Origin of the sequence: Flagellimonas sp. HMM57 (assembly GCF_021390175.1) — a bacterium.
Taxonomy (GTDB): domain Bacteria; phylum Bacteroidota; class Bacteroidia; order Flavobacteriales; family Flavobacteriaceae; genus Flagellimonas.
In genome coordinates this window covers 483,520-501,498 of record NZ_CP090004.1, presented here as the reverse complement: position 1 = coordinate 501,498, position 17,979 = coordinate 483,520, and the positions used below count along the sequence as shown (strand labels likewise).

Genomic DNA, 17,979 nt, shown 5'->3' with positions numbered 1-17,979 from the left:
AACATTTTTTTGAGGCTCTAGGTTAAACAATCTGTTATTTTAAGTGTCTCACAAATAGGAGATACATTGAATTATTTCATTTATGGAACTAGAAAAAATATTTCATCTATATAAAAGGGCTGGTTTTGGGATAACACTGGCAAATGCAGAAAAGGCAGCCTCAAAAACAAATAAGCAAGTAGTTGAAGACCTATTTAAATTTTCTAGTAAGATTACACCTTTGAACGTGCCTATCGATGAAATCAAGACACTTTTAAGAAATAATCCTGGGAAAATATCAAAGGATACCAGGATGCAATTACAGAAACTCAGCAGAAAAAAGTTATTGGATTTCAACAAGAAATGGATATACCGAATGGGAACCACCAACGAACAACTGCGGGAGCGAATGACCTTGTTCTGGGCAAATCATTTTGTAGTTCGTGATCGTAATATTGTTTACTTCCAATCCTTTAACAACACGCTACGGCAACATGCTTTGGGAAATTTTCGTGATTTTGTAGTGGCCGTCGCCAAAGAGGCTGCGATGCTCAATTACCTTAACAACCAACAGAACAGAAAAAAGAAACCAAATGAGAATTTTGCACGTGAGCTCATGGAGCTCTTTACTTTAGGTGAAGGGCAGTATACCGAAGAAGATATCAAAGAAGCCGCAAGGGCATTTACAGGTTGGAAACATAATTTTAAAGGCGACTTTACATTCAAGGAAAAGATTCATGATTTTGGTAGCAAAACCTTTATGGGCAAAACCGGGAATTTTAATGGAGAAGATATCGTTGATGTTATTTTGGAACAGCCCCAATGCGCCTATTTTATTTCAAAAAAAATATATGCCTATTTTGTGAGTGAAGAGGTAAATGAAGGCCATGTCGAAAAAATGGCGGATATCTTCCGAACTAACTATGACATAGCCGAAGTAATGCACCATGTATTTACCTCTAAGTGGTTCTATGATAAAAGTATTATAGGAAACAAAATAAAATCGCCTACAGATGTGCTGGTTGGTATGATGCGAATCGTTCCCTATGAATTCAAGGAAAATAAGGAACTGGTCTATGTACAAAAGCTTTTGGGGCAAGAGCTATTGAATCCACCCAATGTAGCTGGGTGGCCTGGAGGTAGAAAGTGGATAGATTCCAATACCATGATGGTTCGCCTTAAGCTACCATCGGTATTATTGAGCGATGGTATTATTTCTTTTGATGTGAAAGGAGAATTTGAAGACAGTCTTACCGAATTCAACAAGAAGAAAAATGTGGGTAGAAAACTCGATGTGCAAAGCGATTGGGGCTCTTTTGAAAACGAACATAAAAAAACATCGCAAGCTGAACTTAAAACCGTTGTCTTGGGGGGCAATTTACAGGAAGAAGCCAAACCTTTTATGGATAGCCTTGAAAAAGAGAGCAAAGCAGAATATTGTATACAGTTAATGTCAATACCAGAATTTCAACTGTGCTAAATCATACAACATGAAGAGAAGAACATTTATAAAGAGAAGTGGTTTGGCGAGCGGTGTACTCTTTGTTCCAAACTTTTTAAAGGCCCATAACGAACTATGGCCCGCTAATTTAGGAAATAAGAAATTGGTCATTATTCAGTTGTCGGGAGGTAATGATGGCTTAAATACCATTGTACCCTATACCAATGACGTGTACTATAAAAATAGGGTTTCCATTGCCCAGAAAAAACAGGACTTACTTTTGGTCAATGACGAAGTGGGTTTTCATTCCGCTTTGTCCAACTTTAAAAACCTTTTTGATGACGGGTATGTTACCATAATGAACAATGTGGGGTATCCCAATCCGGTAAGGTCGCACTTTAGGTCTACGGATATTTGGCAAACTGCATCTGCTTCAAACGAAATCCTAAAGACAGGATGGGTAGGGCGTTACCTTGATGGTGTTGCAAAAGACCCTGTTGGCGCCATAGAAGTGGACGATATGCTTTCAACCATGATGAAAGGCGAAAGAATCAATGGTATTGCCACAAAAAATGCAAGATTGCTCTACAATACTACCAAGGAACCCTATTTTACAAAAGTTCTCGAAAACTCCAGGGATAAACATTTGAGCGAACACAATCTTGGGTATCTCTACAAGACCGCCATAGATGCCAAGTCTTCCGCAGCCTATATTTTTGAAAAAACCAAAGTCTATAAAAGCGCAAAGGAATATCCCAAAAATGCTTTTGGAAAACAGCTAAAAACGGTTTCCGAGTTTATAAATTCCGGTCTAAAAACACAGATTTATTATACTTCCCTTGGTGGATTCGATACGCATGCGAATCAAGTAAACGCACAAAAAAGATTGTTGGGCACTTATTCTAATGCCATAGCTACATTTGTCAACGACTTGAAAAATGCGGGTACGTTCAAGGATACTATTATCTTTACCTTCTCGGAATTTGGAAGACGCGTAAAACAAAATGCAGCCAATGGTACTGATCACGGTGCGGCCAATGCTGTCTTTTTGATGGGCGAAAACCTCAAAAATCCGGGGATGTACAATGCCCCATCATCACTTTTGGATTTGGATGGAAACGGAGATATTAAATATGAAATTGATTTTAGACAAATATATACTTCGCTTTTAAAGCAGTGGTTGCAAACGGATACTGAAGCTATCATCTCTGGTAAGTTTGAAGCCTTGGATTTAGTATGAAAATAGATTCCAAAGTAAAGAGCAATAAATTTTTGTTAAAAGCAAAAGTGAAAGTTTGTACAATCATTACTTTAGTTGCAAACTAAACAACATGTTACGCTCAGTCTTAGTTGTCTCACTAGCATTGGTTCTATTGATGGGATGTGGGTCAAAAGAAAAGAAAAAAGAATCAGAAATTGTAGATACAGTAGACGAAACTACTGGGACCGCAGCTAATTCCAAAGATCAAGACGTAAAGTTTCCTGTATACGACTATGAAGGCCTTGAACCTTTATTGAATAAAGAGGACGACAAAACATATATCATAAATTTTTGGGCGACATGGTGCAAGCCTTGTATTGAGGAGCTTCCCTACTTTGAACAAGTAAATGCAGAAATGAAGGACGAAAATGTAGAGGTCGTTTTGGTAAGTTTGGATATGCCCACCATGTGGAAGTCGAGATTGGAGCCTTATGTTGAAAAAAATGGTTTAAAATCGAAAGTTGTCATTTTGGATGACCCAAAACAAAACGATTGGATTCCCAAAGTAGCGGAAGAGTGGGGTGGAGGTATACCAGCAACTTTAATTTACAATAAAGAAAAGCGAGGTTTTTATGAGCGTGGCTTTACTTACGAAGAATTGAACGAAGAACTGAATAAATTCATAAACTAAAACTATCATGAAAACAATTAAAATTGTAGGTCTATTTGTACTCTTGCTTTCATTGGGTGCATTTACGGACAAATCTGCTACCTTAGAAAAAGGATATGCCATTGGGGATATGGCTACCGATTTTTCATTGAAGAATATAGATGGAAATACGGTCTCTTTATCCGATTATAAGGATGCAAAAGGATTTCTGGTGATTTTCACCTGTAACACGTGTCCCTATGCAGTAGCTTATGAGGATCGAATTATTGAACTTGATGCAAAATACAAAGCTAAGGGGGTTCCCGTGATAGCCATAAACCCAAACAATCCTGAAACCAAACCAGGCGATAATTTTGAAGCAATGAAAAAGAGAGCTTCAGAAAAAGGATTTACCTTTCCTTATTTGTTGGATGAAGGACAGAAAATCTATCCACAGTATGGCGCAACGCGAACGCCACATGTATACTTGCTCGAAAAAACTTCCAAAGGAAATATTGTAAAATATATAGGTGCCATTGACGATAACTATCAAGATGCATCGAAAGTTGAGGAAAAATTTGTTGAAAATGCCATTGATGCGATGCTTTCTGGTAAAAAAATAGCAGTTGAAACCACTAAGGCAATAGGTTGTACCATTAAGGTTTAAATTGAAAAAATAAATAGTCTTTAAATCCGAAGTGATGCTTCGGATTTTTATTTTTACAGAATATTAAAATTAGTTACGATGGCAGATTTATCACAAGAAGAATGGGCAAGTCAGTTGGAAAAAGACGATAACGCCTTTATCCTGGATGTACGAACCCCAGAGGAAGTGGAAGAAGGTTATATTCCAAATTCCACCAATATAGATATTTACCTAGGACAGGATTTTTTGAACGAAATCGAAAAACTGGACAAGTCCAAAAACTACTATGTGTACTGTCGCTCTGGGAACAGAAGTGGTCAGGCGTGCGCTATCATGAACAGTGTTGGCATCGAAAATGCCTATAATCTTGAAGGCGGTTTTATGAATTGGGATGGTGAAGTAGTGGAACCCTAGTTGCCACAAGGTATGCTGCTTATTGTGAGTTCAATCTAAAAATCTATTGTTTTATGTGCAAAAGTCAATATTTCACGTCCTGATTTTGCCATTTTTCACTTCCGTAGCTATGGCTATGCAATCAAAAAATGACTTCATCAGGACACAAAGCCTTTATTCTCGGTTCCAAACATAAACTCAAGATGAGTTCATAAAAAAGACCGGAATGGTCATCCACACCGGCCTTCAAATCTTTTTATGTAACGTCTTAGTATGATGGAATGCTTACGGGCAATCTAATAGAAGGTTCAAGCCGGGAAATTCCCAACCTTGAACTTGAAGTTCACCAACTGTTATATTAGCTCCAGGTCCACAGATAGTAATACCCACCATACCACATTTTATATCTTTTGGCTTGTCATTATTTTCTACAAAAGTGGACCAACCGATCAAGGTGTCGTTCATGCTCCCCTCAGACATTCCACTGTTATCGAACATGTTCTCCATGTTGGTTATACTGCCAATATCCCAACTGCCCAAATCTTGATCGAACGAGGTAGCATCGGTGAACATAAGGCGTGTGCTATTTACACTACTAACGTCCCAGTCACTAATATTGGCATTAAATGCCGAGGCATTAAAAAACATTCCGGACATATCGGTGACCGCTGACGTATCCCATTGACCAATATCCTGATTAAAGGAAGAAGCGCCAAAGAACATACTGGCCATCTTTTTAACGCTCGACACATCCCACATACCAATGTTTTGGTTGAACGAGGAAGCCCCTATGAACATGTAAGTCATGTCGGTGACTTTTGCCGTGTTCCACCCACCAATATTTTGGTCAAAAGAAGAAGCACCTTCGAACATGAAAGACATGCCGGTGACATTTTCCGTGTTCCACCCACCAATATCTTGGTTGAACGATGATGCCCTTACGAACATACCATCCATAGTCACAATATTGCTTACATCCCAATCGCCTATATCCCCGTTAAATTGTTTGGCATCCTGGAACATCCCTGAAAGGGAAGAGACCAGTGACAGGTCGGGCACATCGGTCGCTTTGTAGACCATGTTCCCGCAGCTTGCAAATGCATATGACAAGCTCTCCCATTTGCTATTGCCCCATTGGTCCAAACTTATAAGTTTGGGCGCACTTGGGAACCCTACCATTCTTATACCGGGAAAATCTCCCTGGATCACCACAACATGGTCCCCGGCCGTTTCATACGAATGTGCTATATTTTCATTTTCGGTAATGTTCTCAACGGTATTGTCTCCCCAATCTATCGTAAAATTGTATGTACGATTTCCTAACAGGCCTATCTCTATGCTTTCCCCATCCTCGGTGGTCTTCCAGGTGGTCACAAAAGTGTCGTTCACATTTTGGACAATGACCGTAACTTTCGCATTTGTTTCCTCTGCGCCATCATAAGCGCTCACAAAAAGGGTATGTTCCGTTTTGGTCTCAAAATCCAGGGATTTTCCGGCAGTTAGGCTAAGGACACCGTCACTGGTGATGTCAAAAAGCCCGTCATCGTCCATTTCTATGGAAAACGTAAGGCTGTCCTCGTCCGGGTCGGTTGCGGTTACCGTTCCAATGTTCTGGGCATCGGTGATATCCTCGGCAACGGTAAAGGACTGCTCCACTATGACCGGGGCTTTGTTCTCTTCCTTAGGAGTCCCATTGGGCGGATTATCATCTGGAATCACATTGGGCGAATCGTCCTTGCCACAGGAAAGAGCAATCGAGCAAAGACATAGGAATAGACAAATGTTCTTCAATTTCATCTTTATGTAATTTTAGTTTTACACAAATTGAGATTTCTTGGTGATAGTTAAGAAGCAAAATGAACGGATACCCCCATTCGTTTGACGAATGGCCATTTTGAGTTGACGGAATTTTTTGGAACTGTCCTAAAAACGGAAAGGATACCGCAGCTAGATATTCCTTTGTTCAATACCGGGGGAGATGGAAAATTAATTTATAACGGGTAACCCAAAAAAATAAAATTTTAGATGATGGGTTATAATTTGCATATTTGATGTATGTGATTCAAATACTGCTTTTTGGCCTTTGTGAATTCCAAAAACAGATATTTCGGTTTTACTGGTTGTTCAAGCCCCACTCTCAAGTAAAACCTTATGCCCAAATCAATGAGAGAAGACCTACTTTATTACATCTGGAGGAACAATAAACTTCAGAGCAAACAATTGTTGACCACCGATAACGAAATTTTAGAAATCAAGGATTCAGGTTTTCTAAATCAATTTACGGGACCAGATTTCTTTAATTCCAAAGTCTATATAGATGGGCAATTATGGGCCGGTAATGTGGAAATGCACATTAAATCTTCAGATTGGTACGCCCATCATCATGAGACCGATTCGAACTACGATAATGTAATACTTCATGTAGTTTGGGACGATGATATTGCTGTTTTCAGGAAAGATGGTTCCAAAATTCCAACATTGGAATTGAAAAAATATGTTCCATCGCAACTTTTAGATAGGTATCGAAGTCTACTCGATAATTCCAAATCCAACTTTATAAACTGTGAGCATGATTTTGTGGAAATCGATACTTTTTTGGTCAACAATTGGCTGGACCGACTTTATTTTGAGCGCTTGGAACAGAAGTCAAGTTTGATCAACAATTTGCTCCAGAAGACCCATAATGATTGGGAAGCAGTACTTTTTGTCCTATTGATGAAGAATTTTGGAACTAAAGTAAATGGGGATTTGTTTTTGGAAAGAGCTTCAAAACTGGATTTTTCAATAATTCGAAAGACAAGTTCAAATCCAGAACAGTTGGAAAGCCTGTTATTTGGACATTTGGGGTTGTTGCAGCATACCGATAATACAGATGCCCATTATCTACGACTTAAAAAGGAATACCGGTATTTGGCACATATGCACGAGCTTTCACCAGCTTTGGAAAGGCCCAATTTTTTTGGTCTTCGCCCCATTAATTTCCCTACAATCCGCCTATCGCAACTGGCCAAACTCTATGCAAAACAGCAACATCTCTTTGCGACATTGATGGAGGTAAATCAACTACAAGATATCTATGCTGTCTTTCAAGGTACTGCGAGTGTCTACTGGGAAACCCATTTTACCTTTGGAAAGGTTTCCAAAAAGAGTAAAAAGAGGTTGTCCAAAAGTTTTATCGATTTGTTGATTATCAATACCATTGTTCCGCTTAAATTTAGCTACGCAAAACATCTTGGAAAAGATGGTAACAATGATTTGTACGAGCTTATTTCAACAATGAAAAGTGAGCAAAATACTATCATCAAAGGCTTTCAAGATATAGGTTCAAAGTCGAAAAATGCATTGGAAAGCCAGTCCAAGATTCAATTGTACACTGCATATTGTTCAAAAAATAAATGCTTGCAATGTGCGTTGGGCGTACATTTATTGAATAGAAATACATAAATTTAGGCATGAGTTTATTCTACAATACGCTCTACTACTTTCAAAAAAGAGGTTTTGAGGTTTGTCGACGTATAGCCGAACGGCTTGGTATACGCGCAAGAGTGGTGCGAACTACATTTATATACTTAACTTTTGCAACACTGGGATTTGGTTTTGCACTATACCTTTTTATAGCATTTTGGTTACGGATCAAAGATTTGGTCTATACCAAAAGAACCTCGGTATTTGACCTTTGAACATGATACGAAGATTAGTAAGTTCCAAAATAGCGTTGGCCCTCTTTTTAATGTTGCTCGTGCTGACATTTGGTATCGTTGGATATAAATCGCTTTCCGACTTTACTTGGATAGAGGCGATTTACATGACCATCATTACGGTCACTACAGTTGGGTTTTCAGAAGTACGTCCTCTAGATCCAAGCGCCAAGATTTTTACTGTATTTTTAATTGTGACCAGTGTATTCATTTTTGGTTTTGCATTATCGGTCATCACAGAATATTTATTGGAACGGAATTCGCTTAAGATTTTAAAAAAGAAAAAGGTGAAAAAACGAATAGACAATTTATCCGATCATATTGTAGTCTGCGGATATGGAAGAAATGGTATGCAAGCTGCCGAACGGTTGAAAGAATATAAAAGGCCGTTTGTTATCATCGAAAAGGACAAAGAGGTTATCGAGCATCATGAAGAAGACATACTTTTTGTGGAAGGGGATGCAAACGAAGACGATGTCCTTATAAAGGCAGGTATTGAAAAAGCACGTTATCTCATAACGGCACTGCCAGATGATGCAGAGAATCTTTTCATTGTGCTTTCTGCCCGACAATTGAACAAGAAGCTATTTATTATAAGCAGGGCTTCCCAAGTGACAACGCAGTCCAAGTTGGAGCTTGCCGGTGCCGACAAGGTAATTATGCCAGATAAAATAGGAGGGGACCACATGGCCTCATTAGTGGTAATGCCAGATTTGATTACGTTTATGGATAAACTTTCCATGGAAGGTGAGCATACTACAAATTTGGAAGAGGTAGAGATAGAGGATTTTACCCAGTTGGTGGATTGCAAATCTATACGTGATTTGGATTTGAGGAGACAAACAGGTTGTACCATAATAGGATACATTGAACCCAACGGTAACTATATCATTAATCCAGAAGCAGATTTAGAATTACAGCCCAAGGGTAAAGTCATTGTTTTAGGTAGACCAGAGCAAATTCGAAAACTGAATGAAATGTTTCAAATAGGATAGTAAAAGTTCTTTTAATTTGATTGCGTTAAATTTTTTTAGGATATTGCTGCCCTTACATTCGTTTTTTATATAACTAACTTCTCATAAATGAAAGTTTTCTTTTCTGTTTTTACATTTCTAATAGTTGTTTCAGGAATTTCTCAAGAACTTACAGTAACCGGTAAAACCTTAAACCCTTCCAATAACATAAATGATGGTGCAATATCCTTGAAGGTAGATGGCGGTAAAGCTCCCTACACTTTTAAGTGGAGCAATCAGAGTACTCCGCTAAGCGCTGAAAAAGCGACCGGTTTGGTAGAAGGTATTCCTTACACGGTAAAGGTCATCGATGCAAACGGCGATATTGTGACCAAAGTGTTTAAAGTAGAAACCGAATCCATTACCGAGGTTTTCAACGGTTTCATGACGCCTGCGGTAAGCGCTCTTGGCTCTGTTCTGTTTTGGGATCCGTTTGCGGCAATAGGTATTTATGACCCAGTTGCGTATGCCGATAAGGAGCGTATTGCAATTCCAAACTGGTCACCTGACATAGAGAATAAATACATCTTGAAAAAATGGCTAAAGCCAGAAAGTTCCCAAGTAAAAAAAGGAGAGGAAATTGCGATTGTTTCTAAAGGCAATGGCCCCGATGAAACCGTAGTGTCGATTGCCAGTGGAACACTAAAACATCTCACAGAAGAAGGTGGTGTTATTTATGACTCAAACAATCAGGAACATGTTATTGAGCAAGGCGCCCATTTTCTGGCAGAGGTTACGTACGCCGAACCCAGAGTGATCACACATCCAAATGGAGACCCTGTTACCAAAGGAATACCGTTTATTGTTATTTGGCTGGTTTTAGGAGCTACGTTCTTTACCATACGAATGGGCTTTATCAATATTCGCGGGTTTAAGCATTCTCTCGATTTGGCAAAAGGCAAGTACGATGACCCAGATGCACCCGGACAGGTCACACATTTTCAGGCGTTGGCAACGGCGGTATCTGGTACTGTTGGTCTAGGTAATATTGCCGGGGTTGCCGTTGCGGTTTCTTTGGGTGGTGCAGGCGCAACTTTTTGGATGATCGTTTGTGGTCTTTTGGGAATGTCATCAAAGTTTGTGGAATGTACGCTCGGTGTTAAATACCGGGATATTTTACCCGATGGTAGGGTATTTGGAGGTCCTATGAACTATTTACGTTACGGGCTTGAAAAAAGAAATATGAAAGGGTTTGGTAAAGTATTGGCGGGCTTGTTCGCTGTACTTGCCGTTGGTGCTTCCTTTGGCGGTGGAAACATGTTCCAGGCCAACCAATCCTTTGAACAACTTGCAGGACAATTTCCTGTATTGGCAGGAAATGGCTTCTGGTTTGGAGTAGTGACCGCAATCTTGGTAGGTGTTGTTATTATTGGTGGTATAAACAGTATTGCCAAAGTAACAGGTAGGGTTGTGCCTATAATGGCGTCTATTTATATTGTTGCCGCCTTAGCAGTGATTATCATGAACATTCAAAATATTGGTCCTGCATTCGGTGCTATTATTGAAGGTGCCTTCAGTCCTTCTGCACTTAAAGGTGGTATTATTGGAGTATTGGTCATTGGTTTTCAACGAGCTGCATTCTCTAACGAAGCCGGGGTAGGTTCTGCAGCGATTGCGCATAGCACCGCTAAGACCAACCATCCGCCATCCGAAGGTTTTGTGGCACTTTTAGAACCTTTTATAGATACCGTGGTTGTTTGTACGTTAACTGCCTTAGTACTCATATTTACAGGAATGCACGAGGTCGAAGGTATGGCAGGTGCGCAATTGACATCTGATGCTTTTGGAAGTCAAATATCTTGGTTTCCCTATGTTTTGGCATTGGCAGTATTCTTATTTGCTTTTTCCACCATGATCTCTTGGTCATATTATGGAATGAGAGCGTGGACCTATTTGTTTGGAAAGAGCAGAAGGACCGAGCTTGTTTATAAAATGGTCTTTTTGATTTTCGTAGTCGTTGGTGCTTCCGTTAGTCTTGGGGCCGTATTGGATTTTTCCGATATGATGATACTGGCTATGTCTTTTCCTAACATTATAGGGCTTTACATAATGTCCGGTGAGGTTAAGAAAGACTTGAACGATTATTTTCAGAAACTGAAGACCAACAAGCTTTTCAAAAAACAACAACCTTCAGAAAAATAGAATAATAAAGTATTGAAAAAGTTTAAGTCCCATTTCAAGTTCAATAAGCAAGAACGAAGTGGGATTTTCTTTTTGCTCACTCTAATAATTATCCTTCAAGGCGTTTATTTCTATGTAAAGGCAAATCCATCGCAAAAGAAATCCAATGTGCTCGTGGATAATGCGATGGAATTCAAATTGGACAGTCTCAAAAAGATTTCGCTTCAAAAAGAAGCTAAGACCATTTACTCCTTCAATCCAAACTATATTACCGATTACAAAGGCTATACGTTGGGAATGTCAACCGAAGAAATAGATAGGCTGCATGCTTTTAGGAAGTCAAATCAGTTTGTAAATTCTGCTGAGCAATTTCAACAAATTACTAAAGTATCCGATTCCATGTTGACTGTATTGTCGCCGTTATTCAAGTTCCCTAATTGGAAACAAAAAAGGATTGAATATTCTTCCAGAAAAAACGATACTCCTAAAACAACGAACGTATACAAGGTTTTGGACATCAATAGTGCTACTGCGGAAGATTTGAAGAAAATCAATGGAATAGGGGATAAGCTTTCTGCACGAATCGTAAGATTTAGGGATAGATTAGGAGGTTTTTTAATCGATGAACAGTTGTTCGATGTGTATGGTTTGGATAGCGAAGTGGTACATCGACTTTTGAATCATTATAAAGTATTGAATCCTCCGGTAATTCAAAAAATTAACATCAATACAGCTACCTCAAAACAAATATCAAGCTTGGTCTATATTCCCTATCAGGTAGCTAACAGCATAGTAGAATATCGAACCATGAACGGAAGAATTAATACCTTCGACGAACTAATCAATGTTGAGGGTTTTCCACCAGAAAAACTAGAGAGAATAGTTCTATATTTGTCACTTTAAAAAAAAGCTATGAACAGTATGTACTTCACTGAAGAACATCAATTATTTAGGGAAAGCCTAAAAGAATTTTTGCAAAAAGAAGTAGTTCCACATATTGAGAAGTGGGAAGAAACAGGAACCATTGACCGTTTCATCTGGAAAAAGTTTGCAGACATGGGTTATTTTGGTCTTGCTACTCCTGAATCTTCTGAGGGTCTGGGACTTGACCTCTTTTATACCGTGATATTATTGGAAGAGTTGCAGAAAATCAATTCTGGTGGCTTCGCTGCAGCTATCTGGGCACATGTGTACTTGGCCATGACCCATTTAAACAAAAATGGTAACGAAGCTCAAAAGAAAGCATATCTAATTCCCAGTGTAAATGGTGAGAAAATAGGTTGTTTGGGAGTCACTGAACCCTTTGGCGGAAGTGATGTTGCAGGTATGCGAACCACGGCAGTTCGCCAAGGTGACGCATACATTATAAATGGTTCAAAAACTTTTATCACGAATGGTGTTTATGGCGATTATATCATCCTGGCGGCTAAGACCGACCCAGTAGCTGGCAATAAGGGCATAAGCATATTCATCGTGGATAGGAATAGCAAAGGCGTTTCCGCAAATAAATTGAATAAACTAGGATGGAGGGCATCGGATACCGCAGAGTTGGCTTTTGATAATGTAGAAGTGCCAGCTTCAAACCTTATGGGAGAAGAAGGTAAGGGGTTTACCTTTATTATGGAAGCCTTTGCATTGGAACGCTTGATCATGGGAATCAATGCCCATGCTAGAGCAGAATTTGCCCTGGATTATGCTATCCAATACATGTCGGAAAGAGAGGCATTTGGAAAATCCATAGATCAATATCAAGCACTACGCCACCGATTGGTTGATCTGCATGCCGATATGGATTTGTGCAAGCAGTACAATTATGCGGTCACGGCAAAAATGGAAAGAGGTGAATATGTAGTGCGTGAAGCGACCATATCAAAACTTAAGTCTACCAAAATGGCTGATGAGGTCATCTACAATTGCCTTCAATTTTTGGGTGGTTATGGATATATTGAAGATTACCCAATGGCAAGAATGTTGCGCGATAGCCGATTGGGACCAATTGGAGGGGGAACGTCAGAAATATTGCGAGAAATTGTTGCTAAGATAATTATTGATAAAAAAGAATATCGACCACCAAATACCTAAGAAATCCATAGTGGTTGAAAATAATTTGCAATTATGCTTTTTTGGATAGATTACATTTGTATATTTGCAGCCCCGTTCACACGGGAAATAATTTTAAAGAAAGGAGGTTGTAGCCCATGTTAATAATACCAGTAAAAGAAGGAGAAAACATCGATAGAGCTTTAAAACGTTTCAAGCGCAAGTTTGATAAGACCGGCACCATGCGTCAGTTGAGAAAAAGACAGCAGTTTACCAAACCTTCGGTAAAGCGCAGAGCTGAAATACAAAAAGCCGAATATATACAAGGCTTAAGAGACCAAGAAGAAATATAAAGTTCTCTCTCAAAATATAGTAATCCCGTTCTAATTTTTTAGAACGGGATTTTTTTTGACCATCCATATTTTAATTTAGATACCTTTGAAATATGCACTTAACTGCTTTTGTATCATATTTAGGATTGGAGAAAAACTATTCCCAACATACCATAGGTGCTTATGAAACCGATGTAAAAGCCTTTGCTGAATTTTGTGTGGCGCAGTACGAACTGCAATCTATAGATAAGGTTGACTATACTATAATAAGAACTTGGATCGTTTTTCTTGTTGATAGAGGAATCAATACCAGAAGCATCAATAGAAAAATTTCTTCGTTGCGAGCTTACTTCAAGTTTTTGCAAAAAATAGGAGAAATTAATGATTCGCCGCTTGCAAAACATAAAGCGCTTAAGACAAAAAAAAAAATTGAAGTTCCGTTTTCAGAAAATGAGATGGAAAAAATACTATCGGAGATACCATTTGAAAATGATTTTGAGGGACTTCGTGATAAATTGATAATAGAACTTTTGTATACTACCGGTATTCGCAGGACAGAATTGGTCAACCTGAAACTGGTTGATGTGAATAATGTAAAAGGAACCATAAAAGTGCTTGGAAAACGTAACAAAGAGCGTATTCTCCCCTTGTTGCCATCTACAGAATCAATACTTCAGGATTATTTAGAACTGAGGCAAGGACTGAAAATCATTAAGGACATAGCTTATCTCTTTTTAACAAAAAGCGGTCTTAAAATTTATGAAACACTTGTTTATCGCACCATAAATAAGTATTTTAGTTTGGTATCGACAAAGGTGAAAAAGAGTCCACATATATTACGGCACACCTTTGCAACACACATGCTCAATAGAGGGGCCGATTTAAATTCGGTCAAAGAGCTATTGGGGCATTCAAGTTTGGCTTCTACGCAGGTGTACACGCACAATAGTATCGCCGAACTTAAAAAGGTTCACCAAAGAGCACACCCCCGAAATGGGAAATAGCGGATTTCCCACATTGTTTAACCTAGCTGCCAATGGCAGTACTAAAAACTACATTTTATGAAAGTTAATGCACAATCAGTAAATTTTGTTGCAGATGGAAAGCTCATCGATTTTGTTCAAAAAAGAATGGATAAGCTAGAAACATTTTATGACAGGGTCATCAGTTCAGATGTTTATTTAAAAGTTGAAAATACAAGTGCAAAGGAAAATAAGATCGTAGAAATAAAATTATTGATACCCCGAGATAAGCTGATGGTAAAAAAACAATGTAAATCTTTTGAAGAAGCTGTTGATTCCGCATGCAACTCCTTGGAAAGAAAGCTGGTGAAAAAGAAAGAGAAACAAAGGGCAAAAGCCTGATTAAAATTTTTGCAAAATTATTTTGATTAAATAAATAAATATATACATTTGCAGTCCGTTAGAAATAGCGGGCTTTTTTTGTGTTAAAAAGGTGGTAAAATGCCGATGTAGCTCAGCTGGCTAGAGCAGCTGATTTGTAATCAGCAGGTCGTGGGTTCGAGTCCCTCCATCGGCTCGTAAGTTATTGAAAATAAGGCGGGGAGATACTCAAGCGGCCAACGAGGGCAGACTGTAAATCTGCTGACTATGTCTTCGCAGGTTCGAATCCTGCTCTCCCCACTAAAGAATCTTCAATGAAAATTGAGGATTTAGGAGTTTTTTTGAAATATTGAATTGTTTTTGGGTAAAACCAAAAAAAATGCGGGAGTAGCTCAGTTGGTAGAGCGTCAGCCTTCCAAGCTGAATGTCGCCGGTTCGAACCCGGTCTCCCGCTCTAAAGTCATCCTTGCGAAAGCAAGAATCTCTTCCAAAATATATGGGAGGACTATTTAAAGTAGTTGATTCAACACTTTACGCCGGTGTAGCTCAGGGGTAGAGCGTTTCCTTGGTAAGGAAGAGGTCACGAGTTCAAATCTCGTCATTGGCTCAAAACGATTTGTACACTAATATAAACTAAGATTAAAATTATTTAAAATGGCAAAGGAAACTTTTGATCGTTCCAAACCGCACTTAAATATTGGTACTATTGGACACGTGGATCATGGTAAAACAACATTGACTGCTGCTATTACTACCGTATTGGCAAATGCAGGGTTGTCAGAGCTAAGAAGCTTTGATTCTATTGATAATGCTCCTGAAGAAAAGGAAAGAGGTATTACAATTAATACATCGCACGTAGAGTACCAAACTCAAAACCGTCACTACGCACACGTTGACTGTCCAGGTCACGCGGATTATGTGAAGAACATGGTTACTGGTGCTGCTCAAATGGACGGTGCAATCTTGGTTGTTGCTGCAACTGATGGACCAATGCCACAAACACGTGAACACATCCTATTGGGACGTCAGGTTGGTATTCCAAGAATCGTTGTATTCTTGAACAAAGTTGACATGGTTGATGATGAGGAGCTTTTGGAGCTTGTTGAGATGGAAGTAAGGGAATTACTTTCTTTCTACGAGTACGATGGTGACAATGGACCTGTTATTTCTGGTTCTGCACTTGGAGCTTTGAATGGAGAGCAAAAGTGGGTTGACACTGTAATGGAATTGATGGCAGCTGTAGATGATTGGATTGAACTTCCTAAAAGAGATGTTGACAAGGATTTCTTAATGCCTGTTGAAGATGTATTTACGATTACTGGTCGTGGAACTGTCGCTACAGGACGTATAGAAACTGGTGTTGCCAACACGGGTGACGCTGTTGATATCATCGGTATGGGTGCTGAGAAATTGGCTTCTACAATTACTGGTGTTGAGATGTTCCGTAAGATATTGGATAGAGGTGAAGCTGGTGATAACGTAGGTATTCTTTTAAGAGGTATTGAAAAGACCGATATTAAAAGAGGTATGGTAATCTGTAAGCCAGGTTCCGTTAAGCCGCACGCTAAGTTCAAAGCTGAGGTTTATATCCTTAAAAAAGAAGAAGGTGGTCGTCACACGCCATTCCACAACAACTACCGTCCACAGTTCTACGTAAGAACAACTGACGTTACAGGAAACATTGGATTGCCTGATGGAGTTGAAATGGTAATGCCAGGTGATAACTTGACTATCAATGTAGATTTGATTCAGCCAATTGCTTTAAGTGTAGGTCTTCGTTTTGCTATCCGTGAAGGTGGTAGAACAGTAGGTGCTGGTCAGGTTACTGAGATTTTAGATTAATCATTTTACAATAAAGTATTGCACTAAAGGGTGTCCTGAAAATTTCTCGGGATACCTTTCAGTGTAAATAGAAACGGGTGTAGTTATCTCGAAGTTTTGGGATAGTAAAACGCCATTTTTACGGGCGTAGCTCAGTTGGTAGAGCACTGGTCTCCAAAACCAGGTGTCGGGAGTTCGAGCCTCTCCGCCCGTGCTGAATTTGAAGAAGAAAGCAACAAGGCGAGAAGTTTATCCTGAGCGTAGTCGAAGGAAGCCTCTCTGCCCGTGTTGAATTAAAAGAGAAGTGCCTGCAAGGCGAAAAGTTTATACAGAGCATATTTTAGAAGAGTATCTTCATTTGTGCTTAGAAAAATAGATGAGTATGTTCACTTATATTAAGGAGTCATTTGAAGAGTTAAAGAGCAATGTTACTTGGTTGGATAGGGAGAAAGCGTCTAACTTGATGGTAATCGTGGCTGTTTTCTCTATTCTGTTTGCATTGGCTACATGGGGTGTGGATTCTTATTTTTCTGATGCGATAACGGGTAATCTGTTTAAGGTTTCTACATACCAAGGATATATTGAAAAAGGAATTTGGAGCATATTGCAGTTGTTATGGTACATAGCCTTAACGGCAGCGATATTTTTTGGCCTATCTTCTTTTATGAACAAGAAAAAATAATAATGATGTCTGAGGTTCTTGAAAAAAAGTGGTACGTAGTAAGGGCGGTAAGTGGTCAAGAGAACAAAATCAAAGGCTACATTGAAAGTGAAGTGGAGCGTAATGGTTTTGGTGATTACTTGGAAGATGTCCTTGTGCCTACCGAAAAAGTAGTTCAGATTCGTAACGGAAAGAAAATCAATAAAGAACGGGTTTACTTTCCAGGCTATATAATGATAAAGGCCAATTTGGGTGGAGAAATGGTGCATATCATTCGTTCCATTACAAATGTGATAGGTTTTCTTGGTGAGACCAAAGGAGGTGATCCTGTTCCTCTAAGAAAGACAGAGGTCAATAGAATGCTAGGAAAAGTTGATGAATTGGCGGTGAATACGGATAATGTTGCGATTCCTTTCGTTTTAGGTGAAACTATTAAGGTTATCGATGGGCCGTTCAACGGTTTTAATGGAACGGTTGAGAAAATCAACGAAGAAAAACGTAAGCTTGAGGTAATGGTGAAAATTTTCGGTAGAAAAACACCATTGGAATTAAGTTACATGCAAGTGGAAAAAGTATAATCAGAAGTCTGACGTCAGATATTTGAAAACTGAAGAATAAATAGAGCTGTTACATATATAAAG

Annotated in this window: 17 protein-coding genes, 5 tRNA genes and 1 pseudogene; 22 read left to right on the top strand and 1 reads right to left on the bottom strand. The window is 39.0% G+C overall.

Annotated elements, in window-relative coordinates; all coding sequences use genetic code 11:
- Positions 1-82: 82 nt before the first annotated feature.
- The 5 genes from LV716_RS02205 to LV716_RS02185 all read left to right on the top strand — a co-directional run bounded on the left by LV716_RS02205 (position 83) and on the right by LV716_RS02185 (position 4,330).
- Positions 83-1,459: a DUF1800 family protein gene (locus tag LV716_RS02205; protein WP_163416088.1), complete on the top strand. Its 1,377-nt coding sequence runs from the start codon at positions 83-85 to the stop codon at positions 1,457-1,459.
- A 10-nt stretch (positions 1,460-1,469) separates the two neighbouring features.
- Positions 1,470-2,660: a DUF1501 domain-containing protein gene (locus LV716_RS02200; protein WP_163416086.1), complete on the top strand. Its 1,191-nt coding sequence runs from the start codon at positions 1,470-1,472 to the stop codon at positions 2,658-2,660.
- Between the two features lie 91 nt (positions 2,661-2,751).
- Positions 2,752-3,312 (top strand): TlpA disulfide reductase family protein, encoded by a 561-nt coding sequence (locus LV716_RS02195; RefSeq protein WP_163416084.1) that lies wholly within the window; start codon positions 2,752-2,754, stop codon positions 3,310-3,312.
- A gap of 7 nt (positions 3,313-3,319) precedes the next feature.
- On the top strand, positions 3,320-3,937 hold the full coding sequence (locus LV716_RS02190) for a thioredoxin family protein (RefSeq protein ID WP_163416082.1): 618 nt from the start codon (positions 3,320-3,322) through the stop codon (positions 3,935-3,937).
- Positions 3,938-4,015: 78 nt separating this feature from the next.
- Positions 4,016-4,330 (top strand): rhodanese-like domain-containing protein, encoded by a 315-nt coding sequence (locus LV716_RS02185; RefSeq protein WP_163416080.1) that lies wholly within the window; start codon positions 4,016-4,018, stop codon positions 4,328-4,330.
- 264 nt (positions 4,331-4,594) lie between these two features.
- Here LV716_RS02185 and LV716_RS02180 read toward each other — a convergent pair whose 3' ends face one another.
- Positions 4,595-6,106, bottom strand: coding sequence for a BspA family leucine-rich repeat surface protein (locus LV716_RS02180; protein WP_163416077.1), 1,512 nt, complete (start codon positions 6,104-6,106; stop codon positions 4,595-4,597).
- Between the two features lie 366 nt (positions 6,107-6,472).
- Between LV716_RS02180 and LV716_RS02175 the strand changes: the two genes are divergently transcribed.
- The 17 genes and pseudogenes from LV716_RS02175 (at position 6,473) to nusG (ending at position 17,916) form a co-directional block, all read left to right on the top strand.
- The gene (locus LV716_RS02175; protein ID WP_163416075.1) at positions 6,473-7,753 is read left to right on the top strand and encodes a DUF2851 family protein; all 1,281 of its coding nucleotides are present in this window, start codon (positions 6,473-6,475) and stop codon (positions 7,751-7,753) included.
- A gap of 8 nt (positions 7,754-7,761) precedes the next feature.
- Entirely contained in the window at positions 7,762-7,989 is a 228-nt protein-coding gene (locus LV716_RS02170; RefSeq protein ID WP_163416073.1) for a PspC domain-containing protein, read from the top strand.
- Positions 7,990-7,994: 5 nt separating this feature from the next.
- Positions 7,995-9,002, top strand: coding sequence for a TrkA family potassium uptake protein (locus LV716_RS02165; RefSeq protein WP_163417843.1), 1,008 nt, complete (start codon positions 7,995-7,997; stop codon positions 9,000-9,002).
- 87 nt (positions 9,003-9,089) lie between these two features.
- Positions 9,090-11,162: an amino acid carrier protein gene (locus LV716_RS02160; RefSeq protein WP_163416071.1), complete on the top strand. Its 2,073-nt coding sequence runs from the start codon at positions 9,090-9,092 to the stop codon at positions 11,160-11,162.
- Positions 11,163-11,174: 12 nt separating this feature from the next.
- Positions 11,175-12,044 (top strand): helix-hairpin-helix domain-containing protein, encoded by an 870-nt coding sequence (locus tag LV716_RS02155; RefSeq protein ID WP_163416069.1) that lies wholly within the window; start codon positions 11,175-11,177, stop codon positions 12,042-12,044.
- A 9-nt stretch (positions 12,045-12,053) separates the two neighbouring features.
- Positions 12,054-13,223 carry an acyl-CoA dehydrogenase family protein gene (locus tag LV716_RS02150; RefSeq protein WP_163416067.1) on the top strand — a complete coding sequence of 390 codons (1,170 nt, stop codon included), beginning with the start codon at positions 12,054-12,056 and terminating at the stop codon, positions 13,221-13,223.
- A gap of 116 nt (positions 13,224-13,339) precedes the next feature.
- Positions 13,340-13,534 carry a 30S ribosomal protein S21 gene (gene rpsU, locus LV716_RS02145; protein WP_055393644.1) on the top strand — a complete coding sequence of 65 codons (195 nt, stop codon included), beginning with the start codon at positions 13,340-13,342 and terminating at the stop codon, positions 13,532-13,534.
- A gap of 92 nt (positions 13,535-13,626) precedes the next feature.
- A complete protein-coding gene (locus LV716_RS02140) occupies positions 13,627-14,517 on the top strand; it encodes a tyrosine-type recombinase/integrase (protein WP_163416064.1) in 891 nt (296 codons plus the stop codon).
- A 57-nt stretch (positions 14,518-14,574) separates the two neighbouring features.
- Positions 14,575-14,877 carry a ribosome hibernation-promoting factor, HPF/YfiA family gene (hpf, locus tag LV716_RS02135; protein ID WP_163416062.1) on the top strand — a complete coding sequence of 101 codons (303 nt, stop codon included), beginning with the start codon at positions 14,575-14,577 and terminating at the stop codon, positions 14,875-14,877.
- 101 nt (positions 14,878-14,978) lie between these two features.
- Positions 14,979-15,052: transfer RNA gene (locus tag LV716_RS02130), tRNA-Thr, on the top strand.
- Positions 15,053-15,074: 22 nt separating this feature from the next.
- Positions 15,075-15,156, top strand: a tRNA-Tyr gene (locus LV716_RS02125).
- 81 nt (positions 15,157-15,237) lie between these two features.
- A tRNA-Gly gene (locus LV716_RS02120) sits at positions 15,238-15,310 on the top strand.
- Between the two features lie 81 nt (positions 15,311-15,391).
- A tRNA-Thr gene (locus tag LV716_RS02115) sits at positions 15,392-15,463 on the top strand.
- Positions 15,464-15,510: 47 nt separating this feature from the next.
- A complete protein-coding gene (tuf, locus tag LV716_RS02110; protein WP_163416060.1) occupies positions 15,511-16,698 on the top strand; it encodes an elongation factor Tu in 1,188 nt (395 codons plus the stop codon).
- 120 nt (positions 16,699-16,818) lie between these two features.
- Positions 16,819-16,891, top strand: a tRNA-Trp gene (locus LV716_RS02105).
- Positions 16,892-17,059: 168 nt separating this feature from the next.
- Positions 17,060-17,218: pseudogene (gene secE / locus LV716_RS02100) on the top strand (preprotein translocase subunit SecE); the annotation flags it as partial.
- 146 nt (positions 17,219-17,364) lie between these two features.
- Positions 17,365-17,916 (top strand): transcription termination/antitermination protein NusG, encoded by a 552-nt coding sequence (gene nusG / locus LV716_RS02095; protein WP_112378852.1) that lies wholly within the window; start codon positions 17,365-17,367, stop codon positions 17,914-17,916.
- Positions 17,917-17,979 lie beyond the last annotated feature (63 nt).